Genomic DNA, 20,568 nt, shown 5'->3' with positions numbered 1-20,568 from the left:
GCCGCGCTGCGCGGTGATGACCGAGATTGACACCTGGCCGGTGCTGCTGGCCACCGTGCGCCGCGCCGGAGTGCCGCTGGCGATGGCAAATGCGCAGTACCCCCAAGCCAGCTTTGAGCGCGACCAGCGCTGGGGTGGTTTCAGGGCGCGATTGTTTAAGGCCTATGAACTGGTGATGTGCAAGTCCGATCTGCAAGCCCAGCGCTTTGTGCAGGTGGGCTGTGAGCGGGTGGCGGTGGTGGGCGAGACGCGTTTTGACTTGCCGGTGTCGCAAGCCCAGCTCGCCGCCGCGGCCCACACGGTGCAAGCCGGGCAGCTGCAGGCGCGCCCGGTGGTGTGTTTTGCCAGCGCCATTGTGGGAGAGGATGAGTTGCTGATGGGCACCATGCAGCGCATGCAACAGACCTTGGCCCAGGCGGGGCGCCCTGCCCCGCTGTTTGTGTATGTGCCGCGCAGCCCGCAGCGCTTTGACGCGGTGGCGCAGCTGCTGCAAGACGAGGGCTTGCGCACGGTGCGGCGCAGCCAGGCGCTGGATGCGCAGCTGCAGTGGCACGCCCCACCTGAATGGCCCGGCATCGATGTGCTGCTGGGGGATTCGATTGGCGAGATGTACTTTTACCTGGCTCTGGCGCAGGTGGTGGTGGTGGGCTCGTCGTTTGGCGACCGAGCGGTGCACAACATCATTGAGCCGCTGGCCATCCACAAGCCGGTATGGACCGGGCCCAGTGTGCGGGGCATTGAATACCCCGCCATCGAAGCGCTGCAGGCCGGTGTGCTGCACCACGCCCAAGACGGCACTGACCTGGCGGAACAACTGAGCGCCGTGCTGGGCGACCCGGCCGCCTATGCGGCGCTGGTGAAAAAAACCGAACACTTCAATGCGGCCCATGCAGGTTCGACCGAAAAACACATGGCCGCCTTTCTGCCCTGGCTGCAGGAGCGCAGCGCGCCATGAACCCACGCCCATTGGCATTGCGCCTGTATGGCTGGCTGTTTGAGGCCCTGACTCCGCTTTGGCATGGGTGGATGAACAAGCGGATGAGGCGCGGCAAGGAAACCTTGGCCAGCTTGGACCAGCGCTGGATGCGCAACCCGCCGCCGCGCCCCGAGGGCACGCTGGTTTGGGGCCACGCGGTGGGTGTGGGCGAGGCGCTGGCGCTGGCAGGCTTACTCAAGCGCCTGCAAAAACAGCGCCCCGACCTGCATTTTTTGATCACCACCACCGCCCGCACATCGGGTCAAGTTCTGGCCAAGCAACAGTTGGGGCCGCAGTTCACCCACTGGTTCGCGCCGGTCGACACGCCCAGCAATGTGGCGCGCTTTCTCAACCATTGGCAGCCCGACCTGGCGCTTTGGTGCGAAATGGATTTGTGGCCCTCGCTGATAGATGCCACGGCGCAGCGCGGCACGCCGCATGTGCTGGTGAACGCCCGCCTGAGCGCGGCGGCTGCGGCCAAACGCCGTTGGGGGCGCGCCTTGTACGCGCCCTTGCTGGCGGGCTTTGATGCCATCTGGGCCCAAAACGCCGAGACCACCCAACACCTGCAAGCGCTGGGCGCCTTGCCACAGCACATGGCCATCACAGGCACCATCAAGGCCATGGTGCCACCGCTGGCCGCAGACCCTTCTGAGGTGGCCGCCTGGCGCGAGGCACTGGGCACGCGCCGGGTGTGGGTTCTGGCGTCCAGCCACCCGGGCGAAGAAGAATTGGCCCTGGCAGCACACCAGCTGTTGCGTGACCCACACCCCGACGTCCTGCTGATACTGGCCCCGCGCGATGCTGGCCGTGGCGCCAAGGTGGCCGCTTTGTGCGAACCCGACACCCCACTGCGCAGCCAGGGCGCGCTGCTGCCCGGCAGCGCTGCCTGCTACGTGGCCGATACCATGGGCGAGCTGGGCCTGTGGTACCGCTTGAGCCAAGTGGCCATGGTGGGTGGCTCATGGGCGCCCGTGGGCGGGCATAACCCCTACGAGGCCATCAACCTGGGCAACACCGTTTTGCACGGCCCCAACGTGGCCAACTTCAGCGAAAGCTATGCCGACCTGGATGCCCAAGGCCTGAGCAGGCTGGCCCTGTGCGCCGAGCAGCTGGCGGCCACCGTGGCCGAGTTATGGGCGGCAGACAGTGGCAACAGCACCAGCGCACACGCCCCCAACGAGCGCGACGCAGCTCACATACAACAATTGTTGCGATTGTTGCCTGCGGCCTCGACAGCGACAGCGGCCAGACAGGCGCCCTCACAGGTGAATGAAGTCCCTTGAAGTGGACCGATTCAGTGTGCCGAAGCCTGAATCTGCGCATCCGGCTTGACTGAGCGCAACAAGGCCAGCATCTCGGCCTCGATGCGGTGCAAGGCGGCCTCGGTCTGGCCTTCAAAACGGAGCACCAAAACGGGTGTGGTGTTGGACGCCCGGATCAGGCCAAAGCCATCGGGCCAGTCCACGCGCAGGCCGTCGATGGTGAAGATTTTGGCGGGTGCCTTGAATACGTCACCAGCCAGCACCTGCAAGGCGCTGGTCACGCTGTGCGGCTCACCCTCGGCGCAGGCCACGTTCAACTCGGGTGTGCTGAAACTGCTGGGCAAGGCGTTCAGCACCACGTTGGCATCCGGCGATTTGCTCACGATCTCCAGCAAGCGGCAACCGGCGTAGGTGCCGTCGTCAAAACCATACCAGCGCTCTTTGAAGAAAATATGCCCGCTCATCTCGCCACCCAGTGGCGCCTGACCGCCTTCGGCCTCGATGGCTTTCATCTTGGCCTTGATCAGCGAGTGGCCGGTTTTGTACATCAGGGGCTGGCCACCTGCCGCCTCAATGGCCGGGGCCAGACGCTGTGAGCATTTCACGTCGAACAAAATGGTGCCACCGGGCACGCGGCTGAGCACGTCCTCGGCAAACAGTTGCATCTGGCGATCGGGGTAGATGTTGTGGCCATCGGCGGTGACGATGCCCAAGCGGTCACCGTCGCCATCAAAAGCTAGGCCCAGTTCTGCGCCGGTGGTTTTTAAAGCCTGTACCAGGTCTTGCAGGTTTTCGGGTTTGCTGGGGTCGGGGTGGTGGTTGGGGAAGTTGCCATCCACCTCGCTGAACAACTCAATCACCTCACAGCCCAAGGCCCGAAAGATGCCGGGCGCTGAAGCCCCCGCGATGCCATTGCCCGAATCGACCACGATTTTCATGGGGCGCGACAAGCGGATATCGCCCACGATGCGTTGGCTGTAGTCGGCCAGCACGTTCAGCTGCGTCACCCCGCCACCGGCCTTGTGCTGCCAGGTTTCGGTCTCCATCATTTGGCGCAGCGCCTGAATTTCATCGCCATAAATGGCACGGCCCGCCAGCACCATCTTGAAGCCGTTGTAGTCCTTGGGGTTGTGGCTACCCGTGACCTGAATGCCACTTTGACAAGCTGTGTTGGCCGCAAAGTAAAGCATGGGGGTGGTGGCCAGGCCAATGTCGATCACCTGCATGCCCGCAGCGACCAAGCCCCGAATCAGTGCCTCCGTGAGGCTAGGCCCGCTCAAACGGCCATCACGGCCCACGGCCACCGTGGTCTGGCCTTCGGCCAGGGCTTGCGTGCCAAAGGCTTGGCCCAGCCCTTCGGCCAATTGCTCGTTCAGGGTCGATGGCACCACACCACGGATGTCATAGGCTTTGAAGATAGAGGGGGTAATTTGCATGCGATCTGCCCAAAAATAAGGCCAACGGGGCCAAGCTAAATTATCGTATTTGTATTGTAGGCGGCGGGACTTGGGTTCAAGCCATTGCAGCTAACATGGGCTGCCATGCCGTTCACGTAAGTTTCGATGACATCACTCAAAACCCTGCGCATCGACAGCCCTTTGGGGCCGATCACCCTGGCGGCCAGCCAAAGGGGTCTGTGCGGCCTGTGGTTTGAAAACCAAAAGCACGGCCCGAGCGATGTCGACAAACAAAACTGGCAGACCGATGCGCAACACCCTTTGCTGCAAAGTGCTGCGGCACAGCTGCAGGCTTACTTTGCCAATGAACCGGTGGTGTTTGACCTGGCGCTCGATTTGTCGGCAGGCACCCCTTTTCAGCAATCGGTTTGGCAGGCCCTGCTGGGCATTCCGTCGGGCCAAACCCGAAGCTATGGCGATCTGGCACGGCACTTGGGCAAAGCCCAGGCTATGCGCGCCGTGGGTGCTGCGGTGGGGCGCAACCCTGTGAGCCTTATCGTGCCCTGCCACCGTATTTTGGGTGCCGCAGGCCAACTCACCGGCTATGCAGGGGGTCTGTGGCGCAAACAGGCGCTGCTGCAACTGGAGGGGCATCCGATAGCCGGACGCATTTCATCTCCACTTTTTCCCGAATGAACACCCCTCAAGCCAAAGGCTGGTTGGCCGACTTTTTATTGCTGGCAGCCATTTGGGGCGCCTCATTTTTATTCTTGCGCGTGGCTGCGCTTGAGCTGGGCGCATTGCCCACAGCAGCCATGCGGGTTGCCATTGCCGCGGCATTTTTGCTGCCCCTGTTGCTCGCCAAAGGCCACTGGCCAGCGCTGCGCCAGCACTGGAGGCCCGTGCTCTTTGTGGGTGTTTTCAACAGCGGTATTCCGTTTGCCCTTTACTCTTTTGCTGTGATGCACATCACCACCGGTTTTTCATCGATCCTGAACGCCACCGTGCCCTTGTTTGGCGCCCTCGTCGCCTGGCTTTGGCTGGGTGACAAACCCAACTTGTCACGCTCAGTGGGTCTGGCCATCGGGTTTGGCGGTGTGGTGCTGCTGGCTGGCGGGCAGGCCAGCTTCAAGCCCAACGCTTCGGGCATTGCCCCCGCCTGGGCCGTGCTGGCTTGTCTGGCTGCGACCACCTGCTATGCCTTTTCTGCCAGCTTCACCAAAAAACACATTCCCAGCCTGCCCCCACTGGTCACGGCCACAGGCAGCCAGCTTGGCGCCACCCTGGCTTTGGCCCTGCCTTCGCTTTGGTTCCTTCCCGATCATTGGCCCAGCGCTTCGGCCTGGTGGGCCTTGTTGATGGTGGGGGTGCTTTGCACGGGCGTGGCCTACATCCTTTATTTCAAGTTGATCGAACGATCTGGGCCTGCACGGGCCTTGACCGTCACCTTTCTGGTGCCCGTTTTTGCCATCGCTTATGGTGTTTTGTTTTTAGGTGAAAGCATCACAGCATGGATGCTTTTGTGCGGCGCCGTGATTTTGCTCGGCACATCCTTGTCCAGCGGCCTGATCAAGTTGCCGGGGCGTTGATGCCGCGGTGAAAAGTGACGGGCTGCGACTGCTGCGCACTCTCACGCGCCCGCAGTTGGCCGCAACCGCCCTCCACATCCTGCCCTGCAGACTGGCGTAACTTGGTCAGCACCCCACGTTGATGCAAGCTGCGCGCCATTTCGGCAGCCCGCTCCCAACTGGGCCGGGCATAAGGCAAGTCGGGCACAGCGTTGTAGGGAATCAGATTCATCAGCGCGTATTTGCCTTTGAGCAACCTGACAATGCCTTCAACTTCTTCGTTGCTGTCATTCACGCCCTCGATCAGCGTCCACTGGTACTGGATCGGGTAGCCGGTGGCGCGGGCATAGGCCTCACCCGCCTGCACCAGGTCTTGCGGGTCAAAGCGCGGCGCGCGCGGCAACAACTGCGCCCGCAAGTCAGCCCGTGTGGTGTGCAGTGACAAGGCCAGCGCGGGCTTGACCCGGCCTTGCGGCAGGCGCTCAAAAACCCGCACATCGCCCACGGTGGAAAACACCAGATTCTTGTGCCCGATGTTGCCCACCGTACCCAGCAGGTCAATGGCCTCCATCACCTGCTCCAGGTTGTGTGAGGGCTCACCCATGCCCATGAAAACGACTTTTTTGACGGGCCGAAGCGTGCGGGCCAAAGCCACCTGTGCCACGATTTCGGCGCTGCCTACCTGCCGGATCAGGCCTTCTCGGCCTGTCATGCAAAACACACAGCCCACCGCACACCCCACCTGCGAAGAAACGCAAAGCCCGTCTCGCGGCAGCAGCACGCTCTCGACCGTTTGACCGTCGTGCAAACCCACCAGCAAACGGGCCGAGCCGTCTTGCCCGGGGTGCTGCTCGCGCAAAGAGGCCAGGCCAGCCAAAGAATGGCTCAACGCGGGCAAAGCCTCCCGCAGCGCCTTGGGCATGAAGCTTTCAAGCGGCCTGCGGCCACTGTTTTGGGGTTTGGCCTGCACCCACAGACGCAGCACGCGTTGCACATGCAGGGGGCTTGCACCCAGTGCACGCAAATGGTCACGAATGTCCTGGATGCTCCACATGGCGGTCACGGCATTTTTCAGTAATGCGGCGGAATTTCATCGCGCAAATTGCGCGTCTCGGCACCACCACCCGACTCAGGCAGGCGGTCGCGCATCTGACGCAGCTCCTGAATCAGCGCGTCAATTTGCTGCTGCTGGCGGTACACCTGCGCATTGAGTTGGTCGAGCAGGTCTTCGGTAAAGCCGGCCTTGATTTCGAGGTCGACCAGGCGATTTTCGATGTGGGTTGGAATGTCCATGCGTTGTATTGGACATGATTTTGGCGGGGGTCTCTCACATGTTTTATAATTCAGGCCATCGCCGAGTTAACTGAACTACTTGCAGGGCGATTCATAAATTCTGCTAAAGCGTTCGCCAGGCTCCGGGTTTTCAGGGTCGGCAACGCCGACAAACCCCTGAAACCAAGGAGCCTTTTTCATGTCCAGCAATTACCTTTTCACCTCCGAATCCGTCTCGGAAGGCCATCCCGACAAAGTGGCTGACCAGATTTCTGACGCGATTCTGGACGCCATCTTCGAGCAAGACCCCCGCAGCCGTGTGGCCGCCGAAACACTGACCAATACCGGTTTGGTGGTGTTGGCTGGCGAGATCACCACCAACGCACACGTGGACTACATCCAGGTCGCCCGCGACACCATCAAGCGCATTGGCTACGACAACACCGAGTACGGCATCGACTACAAGGGCTGTGCCGTGATGGTTTGCTACGACAAACAGTCCAACGACATTGCCCAGGGTGTGGACCACGCCTCTGACGACCACCTGAACATCGGCGCGGGTGACCAGGGCCTGATGTTCGGCTATGCCTGCTCGGAAACCCCTGAGCTGATGCCCGCCCCCATTTACTACGCCCACCGTCTGGTCGAACGCCAAGCACAGTTGCGCAAGGATGGCCGTCTGCCCTTCTTGCGTCCCGACGCCAAAAGTCAGGTGACCATGCGCTACGTCGATGGCAAGCCACACAGCATCGACACCGTGGTGCTGTCCACCCAGCACAGCCCCGACCAATCGGAAACCGCCACCAAGATGAAGGCCAGCTTCACCGAAGCCATCATCGAAGAACTCATCAAGCCGGTGCTGCCCAAAGAGTGGCTGCTGGACACGAAATTCCTGATCAACCCGACCGGCCGTTTTGTCATTGGTGGTCCTCAGGGCGATTGCGGCCTGACCGGTCGCAAGATCATTGTGGACACCTACGGAGGCGCCTGCCCACATGGCGGCGGTGCGTTTTCAGGCAAAGACCCCTCCAAGGTGGACCGCTCGGCGGCTTACGCCGCGCGTTATGTGGCCAAAAACATTGTGGCTGCCGGTCTGGCCACCCAGTGCCAGGTGCAGGTGGCTTACGCCATTGGCGTGGCACGCCCCATGAACATCACCGTCAACACCGCAGGCACGGGTGTGATCTCGGACGACATGTTGTCTGCGCTGGTGGCCGATCAATTTGACCTGCGCCCCAAAGGCATCATCCAGATGCTCGACCTGTTGCGCCCGATCTACAGCAAGACGGCCGCTTATGGCCACTTTGGTCGCGACGAGCCCGACTTCACTTGGGAGCGAACCGACCGAGCTGCCGCATTGAAAGCAGCTGCAGGCCTGTAAATCTGCGCTGGCACAAGACCCCTGAGGCCAGGGGTCGATTGCACACACCGCTCAGCGCAAGTTGAGCGGTTTTTTTTCGCCTGCGTTTTTGGGATATGCGTGACCACTTCCGCTGGATCAACCCTTGTGTGTGGCGTTCGGCACAGACGTGTGGCATTCGACACAGACACACCCAGCAGATTTTTTGACAATGACCAGCGATCTCAAAATGCAACCCCTGATACAGGACCGACCATGTTCAAAGACCGAATGGATGCCGCCCGTCAATTGGTCACACATCTGAAAAAGTACCAGGGTCAAAACCCGCTGGTGCTGGCCATCCCCAGAGGTGCCGTGCCCATGGGCGCTTGGATGGCCCAAGCGCTGAATGGACAACTCGATGTGGTGCTGGTGCGCAAACTGCGGGCCCCGTTTCAGCCCGAAGTGGCCATTGGCGCGGTGGATGAAACGGGTTTGGCCTACCTCTCGCCCTATGCAGCGACCCTGGACCTGGACCCGCAATACGTGAAGGACGAGATCAAACTGCAAATGCGAACCATCAAGGCGCGCCGCAAACAGTACAGCTTGACGCGTGCACCTGTAGAGGTCAAAGGGCGCGTGGTCATTGTGGTGGACGATGGCCTGGCCACCGGTGCCACCATGATGTCGGCTTTAAAAGCCACGCGGCAAAAACAGCCAAGCCATTTGGTGTGTGCCATTCCGGTGGCCAGCCCGGATGCCCTAGCAAAAATCAAACCGCTGGCCGACGAAACTGTCTGCCTGTCAGCCCCCGAAGACTTCATGGCCGTGGCACAGTTTTACCGCCAGTTTCCACAAGTGGACGACGAGCAGGTGCTGGTTGTTTTACAAGCCAGCGCGCAAGCAATACCAGCAGCCCCAGGTTGAAGACGCCGCAAATCACATCCAAGGCCCTCACAAACGGAATTCGGCACGCAACCGTTTGTCCAGCTCCTTGGCGTTCAAAGACGTCAGATCGAGCACATGTTTGGCATCGATGATTTTTTGCACCGGCGCATCCAGATGCGCCAACAACTCGCCCATGAAGGGATTGGACACGACCAGTGCCAAAGAGTTCACGCGGTGATTCAAAGCCGCCTCGTGCAAATACTCTGCCAATGTTTTTGAAAAATCGCTGCGGTGCTGCTGTTTGAGGTCGGAGCGGGGTGCCAACCCAGATCGTCCGGCCAGCGACTGACCCAAGGGTGCGCGCTCGGTCTCGCTGGCCTGCATGCGGCTTTCTGGATGCTGCCAATCGGTCAACTCCAGCAAGGGCTCGGTGAACGACGTGCGCTCAAAAACCCGTGCCTGCGAAGCGTTGGCCACCAAGATCCAATGTTTTTGAGCCATGCCGCCATCCTTTTTTTCAACGTGAACAAAACATGCATTTTTGGGTCAACCAGAACAAGGGTCAATTGATCTGTCGTTATAGAGCCTTTGGCGCAAGGCTTGCGCACATGCGCTGGGGTTGATCGGCATCAAGCCATATTTTCAACAGACATGCGTCAATGCAAGTCATTCAAAGAGCACCCCCGTCACACCCACTGGGAACGCCCACGCCGAATCTCAAACCTGCCCCTTGCACAACGTGATGAACCACCCCCCTGCGTCACCCGAATGCGTTTTCATGGCCCAGAATCTCACCAAGGTCTATGGCGAAGGTGGCGCTGCGGTTCAGGCGCTGCGGGGTGTCAATCTGCGCATCACGCAAGGCGAATTTGTAGTGCTGCTGGGCGCTTCAGGCAGCGGCAAATCCACCTTGCTGAACATTCTAGGTGGGCTGGACAATGCCACGGCAGGCACAGCCCAATGGTTTCACCAAGGCGAAACGCATGCGCTTACGGGCGCCAGCGATGCCGAACTCACCCGCTACCGGCGCGAGCATGTGGGTTTTGTGTTCCAGTTCTACAACCTGATCCCCAGCCTGACAGCCCTAGAGAACGTGGCGCTGGTCACCGACATTGCGCAAGACCCCATGCGCCCTGAAGACGCCTTGGCGCTGGTCGGTCTGTCGGACCGCATGAACCACTTTGTGTCGCAGCTCTCGGGCGGCGAACAACAACGCGTGGCGATTGCCCGCGCCATCGCCAAACGCCCGCAGGTGCTGCTGTGCGATGAGCCCACAGGCGCACTCGACTGCGCCACCGGTATCGTGGTGCTGCAAGCGATCGAAAAAGTCAACCGCGAGCTGGGCACCACCACCGTGGTCATTACCCACAACGCGCCCATTGCCGGCATGGCTGACCGCGTGATGCGCATGGCCGATGGCCGCATCGTCGACATTCAAGTGAACCCCCACAAAGTGGCTGCGGCCAGCCTGAGTTGGTGAGCTGAACATGAAAGCCCTGCACACCAAATTGTGGCGCGACCTGCGACGCTTGTGGGCGCAAGTGCTCACCATCGCCGTGGTGGTCGCCATTGGTGTGGCCGGTTTTGTGGGCATGTTTTCGGTACATGAATCGCTCAAGAATTCCCGCGACAGTTTTTACCGAGACAACCGCCTGGCCGATGTATTCAGCCACGTCAAACGTGCGCCGGTGGTGCTGCGCGACAAACTCGCTGCCATCGAAGGGGTGGCTGAAGTCCAGCTCAGCGTGGTGATGGATGCACAAATCGCCCTGCCCGACGCACAGGCCCCTGTCACGGGCCGTTTCATCGGACTCGACCTGGCTCGGGCACAAGGCCAGCAGCAAGGCCTGAACGCCTTGACCTTGCGCAGCGGACGCTGGCCTGAGCAGGGCAATACGATGGAAGCCGTTGTGAATGACCGTTTCGCTGTCGCCAGGAACTTGCAGCCAGGCGACCGTGTGAACGCCATCCTGAACGGTCGGTTGCAACAAATACATCTGGTAGGAACGGCGGTATCGCCCGAGTATGTTTTTGCCACGCGGGGGGGTGCACCTGACGACAGGACGTTTGGCATCTGGTGGATCGACCAAGAACGCATGGCCCAGGCCTTTGACATGCAGGGGGCTTTCAACCAGGCCGCGCTGCGCCTGAACAGTCCCGACTGGCAACAAACCGTCATGGACCAGACCGACCGTCTGCTGGAGCACTACGGCACACGGGGCGCCGTGGGACGGGACAAGCAGATTTCAGCACGGATCGTGAGCGACGAACTGTCACAACTGAAAGTCATGGGAACTGTACTGCCCTCAATTTTTCTGGCTGTCTCGATGTTCATCCTGAATGTGGTGGTCAGCCGCCAAGTGGCCACACAACGCAGTCAGATTGCAGCACTCAAGGCCCTGGGCTATGACGACAGTGCGATCGTTTGGCATTACCTGGGTCTGGCCATGGCCATCACAGGCTTAGGTCTGTTGACAGGCTTGCTGCTCAGTCGCTGGATCGGCCTGATGGTTTTGGACATGTACGACGATATCTTCCGCTTCAACCAATTGGCCTACAGCACCACACCCTGGCTGGTGATGGTCGCCACAGGAGTGGCCTTGGCAGCGGCCATCCTGGGCACTTGGGGTGCCATCCGAACGGTGGTGCGGCTGAAACCGGCCGTTGCCATGCAACCCCCATCGCCACCCTCTTATCGGAAAACGCTGATCGAGCGGCTGGGGCTTGGACGACACATCAGTGTCGGCACCCTGATGGTGGTGCGAAATTTTGAGCGTCGACCCTGGCGCTCGGTGTTCACCGTCACGGGCATTGCATTGGCGGTGGCCCTGCAAATCTCGGGTGCCTTCTGGCTGGACGCGATTGCGCACATCGTGGACATCCAGTTTCGTCAAACCCAGAGAGGGGATGTCGTCGTGAATTTTCAGCAGCCTGTGCCGCCCTCGGTGGTGCAAGACCTCCAACGCCTGCCTGGGGTGATCCACGCCGAGCCCTACCGAAGTGAGGCGGTGCGTGTGCACTGGCGTGGCATGGCCGAGGACGGCAACTTGCTGGGTCTGTTGGGCAACACGCGGCTGTTGCGTCCTGTAGACGAGCAACGCGGTCCCATACAGATTCCACCCCAAGGCCTGGCTGTGTCGTGGTTGCTGGCCAAAAGACTGGGGCTTCAGGTGGGTGACCGGGTTGAGCTGGAATTTCGCATGTGGCACCAGACCCGCACCACGGTCGAAGTGGTGGACATCGTGCACACCCTGATGGGCAAACAGGCCTTCATGGACTTTCAAACCATGAACACCTTGTCACGCGATGGCACTGGCGCCAGTGAGGCCACGTTGCAGGTCGACTCTCGGGCCATGCCCGAATTTTGGGCCGCCATCAAACAGGCGCCCGTCATCACCGCCGTGTTCGACAAGGCCGCCTCACTCTCGAGCTTTCAAGAAACCACGTCGCGAAGCATGGGCGTTTTCAGCACCATCCTCACCTTGTTTGCCATAGCCATGGCGGTGGGCATCGTTTACAACGCCGCACGCATCAGCCTTTCTGAGCGGGCCTGGGAGCTGGCCAGCCTGCGTGTGCTGGGCATGACACGCGCCGAGGTCTCGTATTTATTGCTGGGCCAACTTGGGACAGAACTCTTGTTGGCCCTGCCCATCGGGGCTGCTGCGGGTTGGGCTCTCGCCAGCGTATTGATGCACTTGATGTCCTCCGACAACATCGACTTTCCCGTCGTGATTGAACCACCCACTTATGCATGGGCTGCACTCATTGTGCTGGCCGCAGGTCTCGTCAGCGCCTTGCTGGTGCGACGAAGAATTGACCAGCTTGACCTGGTGGCTGTTTTGAAAGTACGCGAATGAAGCTGAATCTTTCTCCATTTTTTCAAACGCGATGGGCAGTTTGGAGTCTTGCCCTGTTCGCGGTGGCCGCCTTGATTTTCTGGGCACTGATGCCGCGCCCACTGTCTGTAGAAGTGGGCACGGTGACCACAGGCCGCTTTGAGCAAGCCATCGACGAAGACGGGCAGTTGCGACTGAAAAACCGTTACGTCATTTCAGCGCCCATGACTGCTGAGCTGATGCGGCCCACACTCAAGGTGGGTGACAATGTTCGCGCAGGGGATGTGGTGGCCACATTGATGCCGCCAACACCCACCATGATTGACGAGCGCAATCGGCTGGTGTTGCAACAACGTGTCGGTCGTGACGATGCCTCACGCATGGCTGCAGCCGCTCAACTACAAAGGCTGCAAACCAGCTTGGCACAAACCGAGCTGGAAGCGCAAAGAGCCCAAAAACTGGCCCGTGACCATTTCATCGCACCAGCAGCACTGGACCAGGCGGTGCTGGCCAAACGCGCTGCAGAACAAGCCCTGGCTGCGGGCCAAGCCCAGCTGCGTTCTGCCGAATTCTCCTTGTCCGAATCGCAAGCGGCTTTGAGCAGGGCGCAACCCGCCAGCCTGAGCGCAAAAAATGCCTGGGTCCTCCGTAGTCCGGCTGATGGTCAGGTGGTCAAGCTGTACCTGACCAGCAGCGCGCCTGTTGCAGTAGGCCAAGCGCTGCTGGAGATCGGGGATATCCAAGCCATCGAGGCAGTGGTCGATGTCTTGTCGTCCGATGCACGGCAGATGTCCGCTGGGGCTGCCGTGCTCATGTCACCTGGCTTTGGCGCAACACTGTTAAACGGAAAAATCACACGCATTGAGCCGGTAGCTTTCACCAAAATATCCGCTCTGGGGATCGAGGAACAACGGGTCAATGTCATCATCGAACTGGACCGATTGCCCGACAACAATCAAAAATTAGGCGAAGGATTTCGGATTGATGCACACATCACCCTGTCCTCTCAGGAAAACGTGCTGCTGGTTCCCAGCGCTGCTCTGGTACGCGAAGGCGCAGGCTGGCAAGTGCTGGTGCACCAAAACGGCCGAGCACGCGCCAAAAGTGTCCATGTCAAACAGCGTAACGCCGATGTAGTCTGGCTGGACCCTGATGCAGCCAATGGTGTCAAAAAGGGTGACTTGGTGCTGCTCTACCCTGGAACCATCACCGATGGTCAACGCGTTAAAGTCAAAAATACAGTCAGAAAATAACAAGCTTGCAAGGGGCTGATGCATGGCCAAATAAAAGTATTGCGACAGGTGGTTGGCAAAAAATTCAGCCCTCAGACCTTGCCATGATTGACCTGAGCGGCAAGGGCATGGGATCCAACGCTCAGGCTGTAGGGGTGTGCCCCTGGTCTCAAGGACATCAGCCTGCGGGCCGCATCGAGCATGGCGCGTGCGGCAAACTGGTGCACATCAAACCGGGCCTCCAGCAGCAACACCGCATGGTGTCCGGCATCTGCGCTTTCCAGACGTTCAAGCACCAGGCCCTGGTTTTCTTGCGACACAAGCGCAGTCTCTGAATCCATCTGAAACACCTGGGTTGCCTCACCGGCAAACAAAGGGTCGGCCAAAATTTGGCCTCGCACGGCCTCCAAGGATGCCCCCCGAGCCAACTCGACATAGACACAACGCACTGATTGGCCATCTGGGCCACTAAACTCGCCCTCCAGCGCCTGCTTGACACCGTGCAGCTGGCTGACCGAAACACTGTGGTGCATCTGAACACCCGGATGCCGGTGTGCCACACTTCGGCCCCTTGGAATGAGGACATGGAAAGCACTGTGCATGAGGGGCAATACCCCCGGGTTCCAGCCTGCGCCGTAAACCGCTGTCGTGCGGTAACGATGGGCTTGCTCTTCAAGCCCCCGGTAATGGGCCTGCAATGCAGCCCCCTCCAAGCGGGCGCACTCCACCATCGGTATGCGCGATTGCAACAAATCATGGGCCACAGCGCTCACCTCGAGCGATGGCACACACACCAGTGCCATGTCCACCTCAGGCAAATCACGAATGTGCGTGGCACGGACGGTATGTTGCAATCGGTCCCTCAAAAATCCCGGGAATCCAGGGCGCTCAACGACACCTGCCAGAAGCAGCTTGGGGTCATCCAGCAGAGCCAATGCGCAGGCTCGGCCAAGTTTTCCAGGACCTACCACCGCCACCTGCCAGCGCTCGGGTGGTTCAGTCACCACGTGGTGCTTGCTCACTGACGACGCACACGCTCTTTTTTGATGCCCACATCGATCGAACCGACCAGTGCGTTCATCTCTTGGGCCAAAATTTTGAGCACATCGTCCATCGTAACAATGCCCATCAATTCATCCTGAAAGCCGACCACAGGGACACGGCGTACACCGTGCTCACGCATGCTGCGCATCAAGTCCAGCAAAGAATCGGCTTCATTGGCCGTCACCACGTGCTCGGTCATGATGTCCTCCAGGCGCAAGGGCTCGGGGTCCAGCCCTGTTGCGACGACCGACATCACGATGTCACGATCGGTGATGAGGCCCCGCACCTGACGGCTGCCATTTTCGTCGTCCACAACCACCAAAGAACCCACATGGTCTTCGCGCATGAGCTGCGCTGCGGCCACCAGACTGGTTTGTTTGTAGCCCACGGTGACTTTGCGTTTGCAAATATCCCCCGCTGTCAGTTGTTTGCCCATCGCATCTCCTTAAAAGATAGCTGCACCTCTTCAAGATTCATTGTCAACAGCACGGGTCTGATTGAATCAATTTCAAGGGAACAAGTTCCATCGTGCACTTCAGGGTTCAGGCTGTCAGTGCAGCAACACACGGCTTTTCATCGCCTGGGTGAAGCAATAAACAGACAAGCCGGACAACACACAGCAACATGACCTGTCGTTCAAAAAAAACGCATCCAAAAAACCCATCGATGGGGCCAGTCATGCCCATTTTTCATGCTCGACATCAAGGACACACACCTATGAACACCGCCAAATCGATCCCCCTGCAAATCAATTTTAGAAATCTGGACACCTCTGAAGCGGTAGAAGCCAAAGTCCGTAAAAAAGTTGAGCATCTGGGGCACTTTTATCCGGGCATCAAAAGTTGTCGTGTCGCCATTGAACAACTTCATCGCCATCACCATCAAGGCAACCACTTTCACGTTCGCATTGATCTGAAGGTGCCAGGGCATGAATTGGTCGCAGGCCGCGAGCCCGATGAGAACCATGCTTATTCCGACCTGTATGTGGCTCTGCGAGATGCGTTCGATGCGATGCGACGGCAACTCGAAGACCTGGTCCGGCATCAGCAAGGCCACGTGAAACACCACGAAGAAAGGCCACACGGTCACATCACTGAAATATCGGCTGACAAAACCTTTGGGCGCATTGAGTCGGTGGATGGCCGATGGCTTTACTTTCACCGCAACAGTCTGATTGGTGAAGACCTGGAAAAACTGCAGGTGGGTACACCCGTCTACTACGTTGAAGACTTGGGCGATGAAGGACCACAAGCCAGCAGCGTGTATCCGGTCGGCAAGCACCACATCCTGGTTTGAGCTGGAGGCGTTGGCCCACCAAAGTGACAATTCCCCTGCCTGGGCCTGGGCTCAAGCAGGGGAATTCTTCAGACGATCTTCAAAAGATGGCTTTGCCCATTGGGTTTTTTTGGCAAGGTCAGTTGCAGCACCCCGTTTTCGTATTTAGCAGAAGCTGCCGACTGGTCAACGCTTTCATCGAGTGTGAAGCTGCGTGCCACGCTGCCGTAGTAGCGCTCACTGCGGATGACCTTGGAACCGGCTCTCTCCTCTTTTTCTTTTTTCACTTCTGCACTCAAGGAGACCTGATTGCCCTCCACCGACACTTTGATGTCTTCTTTTTTAACGCCTGGAATTTCAGCTTTAACAAAGAAATTTTTATCATCTTCCGACAAGTCCAAACGCATTTGCGGCTCCCCCTCCATCAGTCGGTACATGGGGCGCATGGCAAACCCTTTGAAAAAATCTTCGCTGAAGGGGTCCCGCAGTTCATTAAAAGGGTTGAATCGTGTGAGGTTGCTCATGGTGTTTTCTCCATCTAAAAATTAGGCAGCAAATGCGCTGCTTGACAAAGAGGGGCACGGTGGAATTACGCATCGCCCCAGGGGTCATTCCAAAAAATGGCCCTGCGATCACTGTCTATTTTTTTGCCGCCAGCGTCTGTTGATCACCTCACAAAAAAGCCCTCAAGATTTAGCTGCACTGAAACCCGACCTGCAAACCCTGAACCTTTGCGCAGTGCACGATGCCGCGGCTGCCTTGCAAAACCATCTTCCGCCATGGCGCTGGCAGCCTCTGTGACAAGGATTTTTTTTGAGGGATGCACATGTCAGCTTCCAAAAAATTTTGCCGGCGGCGAATTTGGCTGAAGAACACCTCTGCGGACCGGGTTAGGTCGAAAAATGGTCAAGCCTTTCAGGCCCTCACGCCAAGCCTGCATGAACAGGGCAGCGATTTCATCGACACTGGTTTGGGCGGGCAGGTTCACCGTCTTGGAGATGGCACCGTCCACAAAGGGCTGCACTGCCGCCACCATGGCAATGTGGTGTTCAGGCCTGATCTGCAATGCTGTCACGAATGCAGAAGGCAAGCGCAGCGCAGATCGTCCAAGGCTTTGGTAAAGGCGCCAGGCATGGTTTTGCGCCTCGAAGCTGTGGCGATGGCCGTCAGATGCGTGAAATCGCCTTGTGTAAGACCAGTCAAAAACAGGCTCAATGCCGGTAGAGCAGTGGTCTGCAAAAGCCAGACTCACGCTGCCAGTGGGTGCAATCGACAACAAGTGGCTGTTGCGCAGCCCATGTTTGCGGATGGAGGCACGCAAGGCGGGCGACAGCCTGCTGGCAAAGGTGCCGGGGGCCAGGCAAACATTGGCATCAAACAGCGGGTAAGTGCCCCGCTCTTTGGCCAAGGCCACCGAGGCGGTGTAGGCGTTATCGCGCATCGCCTGGGCAATGCGCCGGGCCATCTTGCGTCCTTGCGGCATGTCATAGCGCAGACCCAGCATGACCAAGGCATCCCCCAAGCCTGTGAAGCCGATACCGATACGGCGCTTGGCTCTCGCCTCGCTGGCCTGTTGTGGCAGGGGCCAGGCGGCGATGTCCAGCAGATTGTCCAGCGCACGCACTTGCCAGCGTACCGCGTGCGCCAATGCCGAGATGTCAAAAGCTGCTGGCCCACCCACTCCAAATGCGTGGCGCACAAACCGCGGCAAGATGAGTGGCCCGAGCACGCACCCCCCATAAGACGGCAAGGGTTGTTCACCGCACGGGTTGGTGGCCTCTATGGTTTCGATGGTGCGCAGGTTGTTGTCCCGATCTATGGTGTCCAAAAACAACACGCCAGGCTCAGCGCTGTGGTGCGCAGCACGGGTGATAGCCGACCACAGTGTTCGGGCTGGCAAGCTTTGGTACACCCATTGACCATCGCCCCTGACATACGGCCCAGAGACCAGGCTGGCGGCAGAGCCAGCCGGCTGCCTGAGTTCGCGAGGCGAGATGCGGTGCACCAGCTCCCACCCCTGGTCATGCTCGACGGCTTGCAGGAAAGCATCGGTGATGCCAACCGACACATTGAAGCAAGCCCAGCGCCCCGGCGTTTGCTTGGCCGACACGAAGGCCAGGATATCGGGATGGTCGCAACGCAAGACCGCCATCTGGGCCCCTCGGCGAGCCCCAGTGGTCTGCAAGGCGGCACAGGATTTATCAAAGGCATCGATGAATCGGCAGGGCCCTGACGCACTCAAGCCCGTGCCGTTCACGCGTGCCCCCTGAGGCCGGATGCGCGAAAAATCGTAGCCCACACCACCGCCCCGACGCAAGGTCTCAGCCGCTTGCGCCAATGCATCGTGGATACTGGGGTAGCCCGCTTCATCGCACCCACCCAGACAATCCCCCACCGGCTGCACAAAACAATTGGCCAAGGTCACCGGCGTCTCGGCACCGGCCCCCGCCATAATGCGGCCCGCCCCGATGGCCCCTGCTGCCAGCTGTTGACGAAAAACTGCCTCAAAGTGGACGCGCTGGTCGGGGGCTTCGACCGAAGCTATAGCTTTGGCAACGCGATCAAAGACATCCCCAGCAGTCAGCTCACCAGGCTGAAGGTATTTGCTTTGCAAGACCGCTTGGCTCAGAGCTTGCGGCGCAAGGAATGAAGCCGGCGAAGGCGCGCATGGCGCCGCAGCAAAAGCCGCCAAGGCCTGCTCAGAAATAAAGGAAGAAGGTGTCATTGCATCTATTGCAGCCCAAGTAGGCGCACAAGGCATTACTTGAAAAATGGTAGCGCGCCATCCATTAGCCATTGGATTGCGCTAGCGCAAAAGAGCAAACCTCTAGCCTCTTCAGTATGGTCTTTTCTGCACAAATCCGGGCCCACGATTGCCCCAGAAAGGTCCCACAATGAAAGCCAAGCATCTGATTTTTCACGACGACGCGCGCGACAAAATCCGCCGAGGTGTCGATGCTTTGGCCGAGGCCGTGAAGGTGACCATGGGGCAGCAAACGGACCTGTTTTGAAATAACACGGCCCGGTCAACCCCATGAGCAGACTTCCCTCCGCAGGCAGCAGCCTGAACCCACGGCAAAGCTGGACACTGGCTTACGTCGTCGTTGCGACCTTCTTGCTGTTCTGGCTGCAAGGCGTGCTGCAAGGCACCGCTGCCACCGAGACCGTGCCTTACAGCCAGTTTGAACAAGCCTTGGCCGATGGACGCATCACCGAAGTGGCCATTTCGGACCAGACTCTGGTGGGGCGACTGAAAGAGCCGATCGGCAACAAGACCCGCTGGCTAACCGTGCGCGTCGAACCCGCATTGGTGGCGAGACTGGAAACCTACAAAGTGCCCTACACCCGGGTCGTTGAAAGCACTTGGCTGCGCGATGTGATGTCTTGGATCTTGCCTTCATTGGTCTTTTTCGGGCTTTGGTTTTTTCTGATCCGCCGCGTGTTCAACCAACAAGGTGCCGGCAGCTTCCTCAGCATCGGAAAAAGCAAGGCCAAGGTGTACGTGATGCAGCACACCGGGGTCACCTTTGCCGACGTCGCCGGGGTGGACGAAGCCAAACAGGAGCTGGTGGAAGTGGTCGACTTCTTGAAACACCCTGAAGACTATGGGCGCTTGGGCGCGCACATCCCCAAGGGCGTACTTTTGGTGGGCCCACCCGGCACCGGAAAAACCCTGCTGGCCAAGGCCGTGGCGGGCGAAGCAGGCGTGCCCTTCTTTTCAATGTCGGGCAGCGAGTTTGTCGAGTTGTTTGTGGGTGTGGGGGCAGCCCGGGTGCGCGATCTTTTTGAGCAAGCCCGCCTGACCGCGCCAGCCATCATCTTCATCGACGAACTCGACGCGCTGGGACGTGCCCGTGGGGCATTTCCGGGCTTGGGCGGGCACGATGAAAAAGAGCAAACCCTCAACCAGTTGCTGGCCGAGATGGACGGGTTTGACACTTCGTCTGGCGTGATCATTCTGGCCGCCACCAACCGCCCCGAAATACTCGACCCAGCCCTTTTGCGTGCCGGCCGCTTTGACCGGCAGGTGCTGGTGGACAAGCCCGACAAAAAAGGCCGACTCGACATCCTGAAGGTGCATGCCCGTAAAGTGCGCTTGCACCCGCAACTGTCCCTGGAAGCCGTGGCCGCCATCACACCCGGCTTCACGGGCGCGGACCTGGCCAACCTGGTGAACGAAGCGGCCATTGTGGCCACACGGCGCAAAGCAGACAACGTGACACTGGCGGACTTCAGCGCTGCCGTGGAGCGCATCGTGGCGGGCCTGGAAAAACGCAACCGTGTGCTCAACCCCAAAGAACGTCTGGCCGTGGCCCTCCACGAAATGGGCCACACTCTGGTGGCGCTGGCCTTGCCGGATACAGACACCGTGCACAAGGTGTCCATCGTGGCACGCGGCATTGGCGCCTTGGGCTACACCATTCAGCGCCCGACCGAAGACCGTTATTTGATGACGCAAGCCGAGTTGCAACGCAA

At 59.4% G+C, this 20,568-nt stretch carries 19 protein-coding genes; 11 read left to right on the top strand and 8 right to left on the bottom strand.

What is annotated here, in order from left to right:
• Both ACIQ3A_RS09155 and ACIQ3A_RS09150 read left to right on the top strand, forming a co-directional pair.
• Positions 1-955 (top strand): 3-deoxy-D-manno-octulosonic acid transferase (locus tag ACIQ3A_RS09155; protein WP_396431433.1); only part of this gene is annotated, 955 nt, incomplete at its 5' end.
• On the top strand, positions 952-2,262 hold the full coding sequence (locus tag ACIQ3A_RS09150) for a 3-deoxy-D-manno-octulosonic acid transferase (protein WP_396431432.1): 1,311 nt from the start codon (positions 952-954) through the stop codon (positions 2,260-2,262). The genes ACIQ3A_RS09155 and ACIQ3A_RS09150, both read left to right, overlap by 4 nt.
• 11 nt (positions 2,263-2,273) lie before the next feature.
• On the opposite strand, the gene ACIQ3A_RS09145 is transcribed toward ACIQ3A_RS09150, so the two are convergent.
• The gene (locus ACIQ3A_RS09145) at positions 2,274-3,677 is read right to left on the bottom strand and encodes a phosphomannomutase/phosphoglucomutase (RefSeq protein ID WP_396431431.1); all 1,404 of its coding nucleotides are present in this window, start codon (positions 3,675-3,677) and stop codon (positions 2,274-2,276) included.
• Positions 3,678-3,803: 126 nt separating this feature from the next.
• Between ACIQ3A_RS09145 and ACIQ3A_RS09140 the strand changes: the two genes are divergently transcribed.
• Together ACIQ3A_RS09140 and ACIQ3A_RS09135 are read left to right on the top strand one after the other, a co-directional pair.
• Positions 3,804-4,334, top strand: a complete 531-nt coding sequence (locus ACIQ3A_RS09140) for a methylated-DNA--[protein]-cysteine S-methyltransferase (protein ID WP_396431430.1) — start codon at positions 3,804-3,806, stop codon at positions 4,332-4,334.
• The gene (locus tag ACIQ3A_RS09135; RefSeq protein WP_396431429.1) at positions 4,331-5,227 is read left to right on the top strand and encodes a DMT family transporter; all 897 of its coding nucleotides are present in this window, start codon (positions 4,331-4,333) and stop codon (positions 5,225-5,227) included. Before ACIQ3A_RS09140 ends, ACIQ3A_RS09135 begins: the two co-directional genes overlap by 4 nt.
• On the opposite strand, the gene ACIQ3A_RS09130 is transcribed toward ACIQ3A_RS09135, so the two are convergent.
• The gene (locus ACIQ3A_RS09130; protein ID WP_396431434.1) at positions 5,208-6,260 is read right to left on the bottom strand and encodes an RNA methyltransferase; all 1,053 of its coding nucleotides are present in this window, start codon (positions 6,258-6,260) and stop codon (positions 5,208-5,210) included. The two genes, ACIQ3A_RS09135 and ACIQ3A_RS09130, sit on opposite strands and share 20 nt — an antisense overlap.
• A 17-nt stretch (positions 6,261-6,277) precedes the next feature.
• Entirely contained in the window at positions 6,278-6,499 is a 222-nt protein-coding gene (locus ACIQ3A_RS09125) for a SlyX family protein (protein WP_396431428.1), read from the bottom strand.
• 178 nt (positions 6,500-6,677) lie between these two features.
• Between ACIQ3A_RS09125 and metK the strand changes: the two genes are divergently transcribed.
• Together metK and ACIQ3A_RS09115 are read left to right on the top strand one after the other, a co-directional pair.
• Entirely contained in the window at positions 6,678-7,859 is a 1,182-nt protein-coding gene (gene metK / locus ACIQ3A_RS09120) for a methionine adenosyltransferase (protein ID WP_396431427.1), read from the top strand.
• Positions 7,860-8,093: 234 nt separating this feature from the next.
• On the top strand, positions 8,094-8,744 hold the full coding sequence (locus ACIQ3A_RS09115) for a phosphoribosyltransferase (RefSeq protein ID WP_396431426.1): 651 nt from the start codon (positions 8,094-8,096) through the stop codon (positions 8,742-8,744).
• A gap of 27 nt (positions 8,745-8,771) precedes the next feature.
• Here the strand turns inward: ACIQ3A_RS09115 and ACIQ3A_RS09110 are convergent, their stop codons facing one another.
• Positions 8,772-9,206 (bottom strand): host attachment protein, encoded by a 435-nt coding sequence (locus tag ACIQ3A_RS09110; protein WP_396431425.1) that lies wholly within the window; start codon positions 9,204-9,206, stop codon positions 8,772-8,774.
• A 241-nt stretch (positions 9,207-9,447) separates the two neighbouring features.
• Here ACIQ3A_RS09110 and ACIQ3A_RS09105 point away from each other — a divergent pair, with 241 nt between their 5' ends.
• Genes ACIQ3A_RS09105 through ACIQ3A_RS09095 form a run of 3 tightly spaced genes read left to right on the top strand, consistent with a single transcriptional unit; the run spans position 9,448 to position 13,794 of the window.
• Positions 9,448-10,185, top strand: coding sequence for an ABC transporter ATP-binding protein (locus ACIQ3A_RS09105; protein WP_396431424.1), 738 nt, complete (start codon positions 9,448-9,450; stop codon positions 10,183-10,185).
• 7 nt (positions 10,186-10,192) lie between these two features.
• Positions 10,193-12,562, top strand: a complete 2,370-nt coding sequence (locus ACIQ3A_RS09100; protein WP_396431423.1) for an ABC transporter permease — start codon at positions 10,193-10,195, stop codon at positions 12,560-12,562.
• Entirely contained in the window at positions 12,559-13,794 is a 1,236-nt protein-coding gene (locus ACIQ3A_RS09095; protein ID WP_396431422.1) for an efflux RND transporter periplasmic adaptor subunit, read from the top strand. The genes ACIQ3A_RS09100 and ACIQ3A_RS09095 overlap by 4 nt, the downstream gene beginning before the upstream one ends.
• 71 nt (positions 13,795-13,865) lie before the next feature.
• Here the strand turns inward: ACIQ3A_RS09095 and ACIQ3A_RS09090 are convergent, their stop codons facing one another.
• Together ACIQ3A_RS09090 and ACIQ3A_RS09085 are read right to left on the bottom strand one after the other, a co-directional pair.
• Entirely contained in the window at positions 13,866-14,795 is a 930-nt protein-coding gene (locus ACIQ3A_RS09090) for a hypothetical protein (protein ID WP_396431421.1), read from the bottom strand.
• Positions 14,792-15,253 (bottom strand): CBS domain-containing protein, encoded by a 462-nt coding sequence (locus ACIQ3A_RS09085; protein ID WP_396431420.1) that lies wholly within the window; start codon positions 15,251-15,253, stop codon positions 14,792-14,794. The genes ACIQ3A_RS09090 and ACIQ3A_RS09085 overlap by 4 nt, the downstream gene beginning before the upstream one ends.
• A 281-nt stretch (positions 15,254-15,534) precedes the next feature.
• On the opposite strand from ACIQ3A_RS09085, the gene ACIQ3A_RS09080 reads away from it, so the two are divergent.
• Positions 15,535-16,113: an HPF/RaiA family ribosome-associated protein gene (locus ACIQ3A_RS09080; RefSeq protein WP_396431419.1), complete on the top strand. Its 579-nt coding sequence runs from the start codon at positions 15,535-15,537 to the stop codon at positions 16,111-16,113.
• A gap of 68 nt (positions 16,114-16,181) precedes the next feature.
• On the opposite strand, the gene ACIQ3A_RS09075 is transcribed toward ACIQ3A_RS09080, so the two are convergent.
• The gene (locus ACIQ3A_RS09075) at positions 16,182-16,616 is read right to left on the bottom strand and encodes an Hsp20/alpha crystallin family protein (protein WP_396431418.1); all 435 of its coding nucleotides are present in this window, start codon (positions 16,614-16,616) and stop codon (positions 16,182-16,184) included.
• 305 nt (positions 16,617-16,921) lie between these two features.
• Complete coding sequence (locus ACIQ3A_RS09070) at positions 16,922-18,817, bottom strand: adenosylcobalamin-dependent ribonucleoside-diphosphate reductase (RefSeq protein WP_396431417.1); 1,896 nt, start codon at positions 18,815-18,817, stop codon at positions 16,922-16,924.
• A gap of 309 nt (positions 18,818-19,126) precedes the next feature.
• On the opposite strand from ACIQ3A_RS09070, the gene ftsH reads away from it, so the two are divergent.
• The coding region (gene ftsH, locus ACIQ3A_RS09065; protein ID WP_396431416.1) for an ATP-dependent zinc metalloprotease FtsH at positions 19,127-20,568 on the top strand (1,442 nt) is incomplete at its 3' end.

The sequence above is a fragment of the Limnohabitans sp. genome (genome assembly GCF_044361985.1).
Lineage (GTDB): Bacteria > Pseudomonadota > Gammaproteobacteria > Burkholderiales > Burkholderiaceae_C > Limnohabitans_A.
This window is presented reverse-complemented; position numbering and strand designations above follow the sequence as displayed.

What these genes read in the sequence shown, in the direction of transcription:
- ACIQ3A_RS09130 (WP_396431434.1), bottom strand. Translation starts at nt 6,260, where the DNA reads ATGTGGAGCATCCAGGACATTCGTGACCATTTGCGTGCACTGGGTGCA.
- ACIQ3A_RS09115 (WP_396431426.1), top strand. Translation starts at nt 8,094, where the DNA reads ATGTTCAAAGACCGAATGGATGCCGCCCGTCAATTGGTCACACATCTG.
- ACIQ3A_RS09100 (WP_396431423.1), top strand. Translation starts at nt 10,193, where the DNA reads ATGAAAGCCCTGCACACCAAATTGTGGCGCGACCTGCGACGCTTGTGG.
- ACIQ3A_RS09150 (WP_396431432.1), top strand. Translation starts at nt 952, where the DNA reads ATGAACCCACGCCCATTGGCATTGCGCCTGTATGGCTGGCTGTTTGAG.
- ACIQ3A_RS09140 (WP_396431430.1), top strand. Translation starts at nt 3,804, where the DNA reads ATGACATCACTCAAAACCCTGCGCATCGACAGCCCTTTGGGGCCGATC.
- ACIQ3A_RS09080 (WP_396431419.1), top strand. Translation starts at nt 15,535, where the DNA reads ATGAACACCGCCAAATCGATCCCCCTGCAAATCAATTTTAGAAATCTG.
- ACIQ3A_RS09095 (WP_396431422.1), top strand. Translation starts at nt 12,559, where the DNA reads ATGAAGCTGAATCTTTCTCCATTTTTTCAAACGCGATGGGCAGTTTGG.
- ACIQ3A_RS09070 (WP_396431417.1), bottom strand. Translation starts at nt 18,817, where the DNA reads ATGACACCTTCTTCCTTTATTTCTGAGCAGGCCTTGGCGGCTTTTGCT.
- ACIQ3A_RS09105 (WP_396431424.1), top strand. Translation starts at nt 9,448, where the DNA reads ATGAACCACCCCCCTGCGTCACCCGAATGCGTTTTCATGGCCCAGAAT.
- ACIQ3A_RS09135 (WP_396431429.1), top strand. Translation starts at nt 4,331, where the DNA reads ATGAACACCCCTCAAGCCAAAGGCTGGTTGGCCGACTTTTTATTGCTG.
- ACIQ3A_RS09110 (WP_396431425.1), bottom strand. Translation starts at nt 9,206, where the DNA reads ATGGCTCAAAAACATTGGATCTTGGTGGCCAACGCTTCGCAGGCACGG.
- ACIQ3A_RS09085 (WP_396431420.1), bottom strand. Translation starts at nt 15,253, where the DNA reads ATGGGCAAACAACTGACAGCGGGGGATATTTGCAAACGCAAAGTCACC.
- ACIQ3A_RS09075 (WP_396431418.1), bottom strand. Translation starts at nt 16,616, where the DNA reads ATGAGCAACCTCACACGATTCAACCCTTTTAATGAACTGCGGGACCCC.
- ACIQ3A_RS09125 (WP_396431428.1), bottom strand. Translation starts at nt 6,499, where the DNA reads ATGGACATTCCAACCCACATCGAAAATCGCCTGGTCGACCTCGAAATC.
- metK (WP_396431427.1), top strand. Translation starts at nt 6,678, where the DNA reads ATGTCCAGCAATTACCTTTTCACCTCCGAATCCGTCTCGGAAGGCCAT.
- ACIQ3A_RS09145 (WP_396431431.1), bottom strand. Translation starts at nt 3,677, where the DNA reads ATGCAAATTACCCCCTCTATCTTCAAAGCCTATGACATCCGTGGTGTG.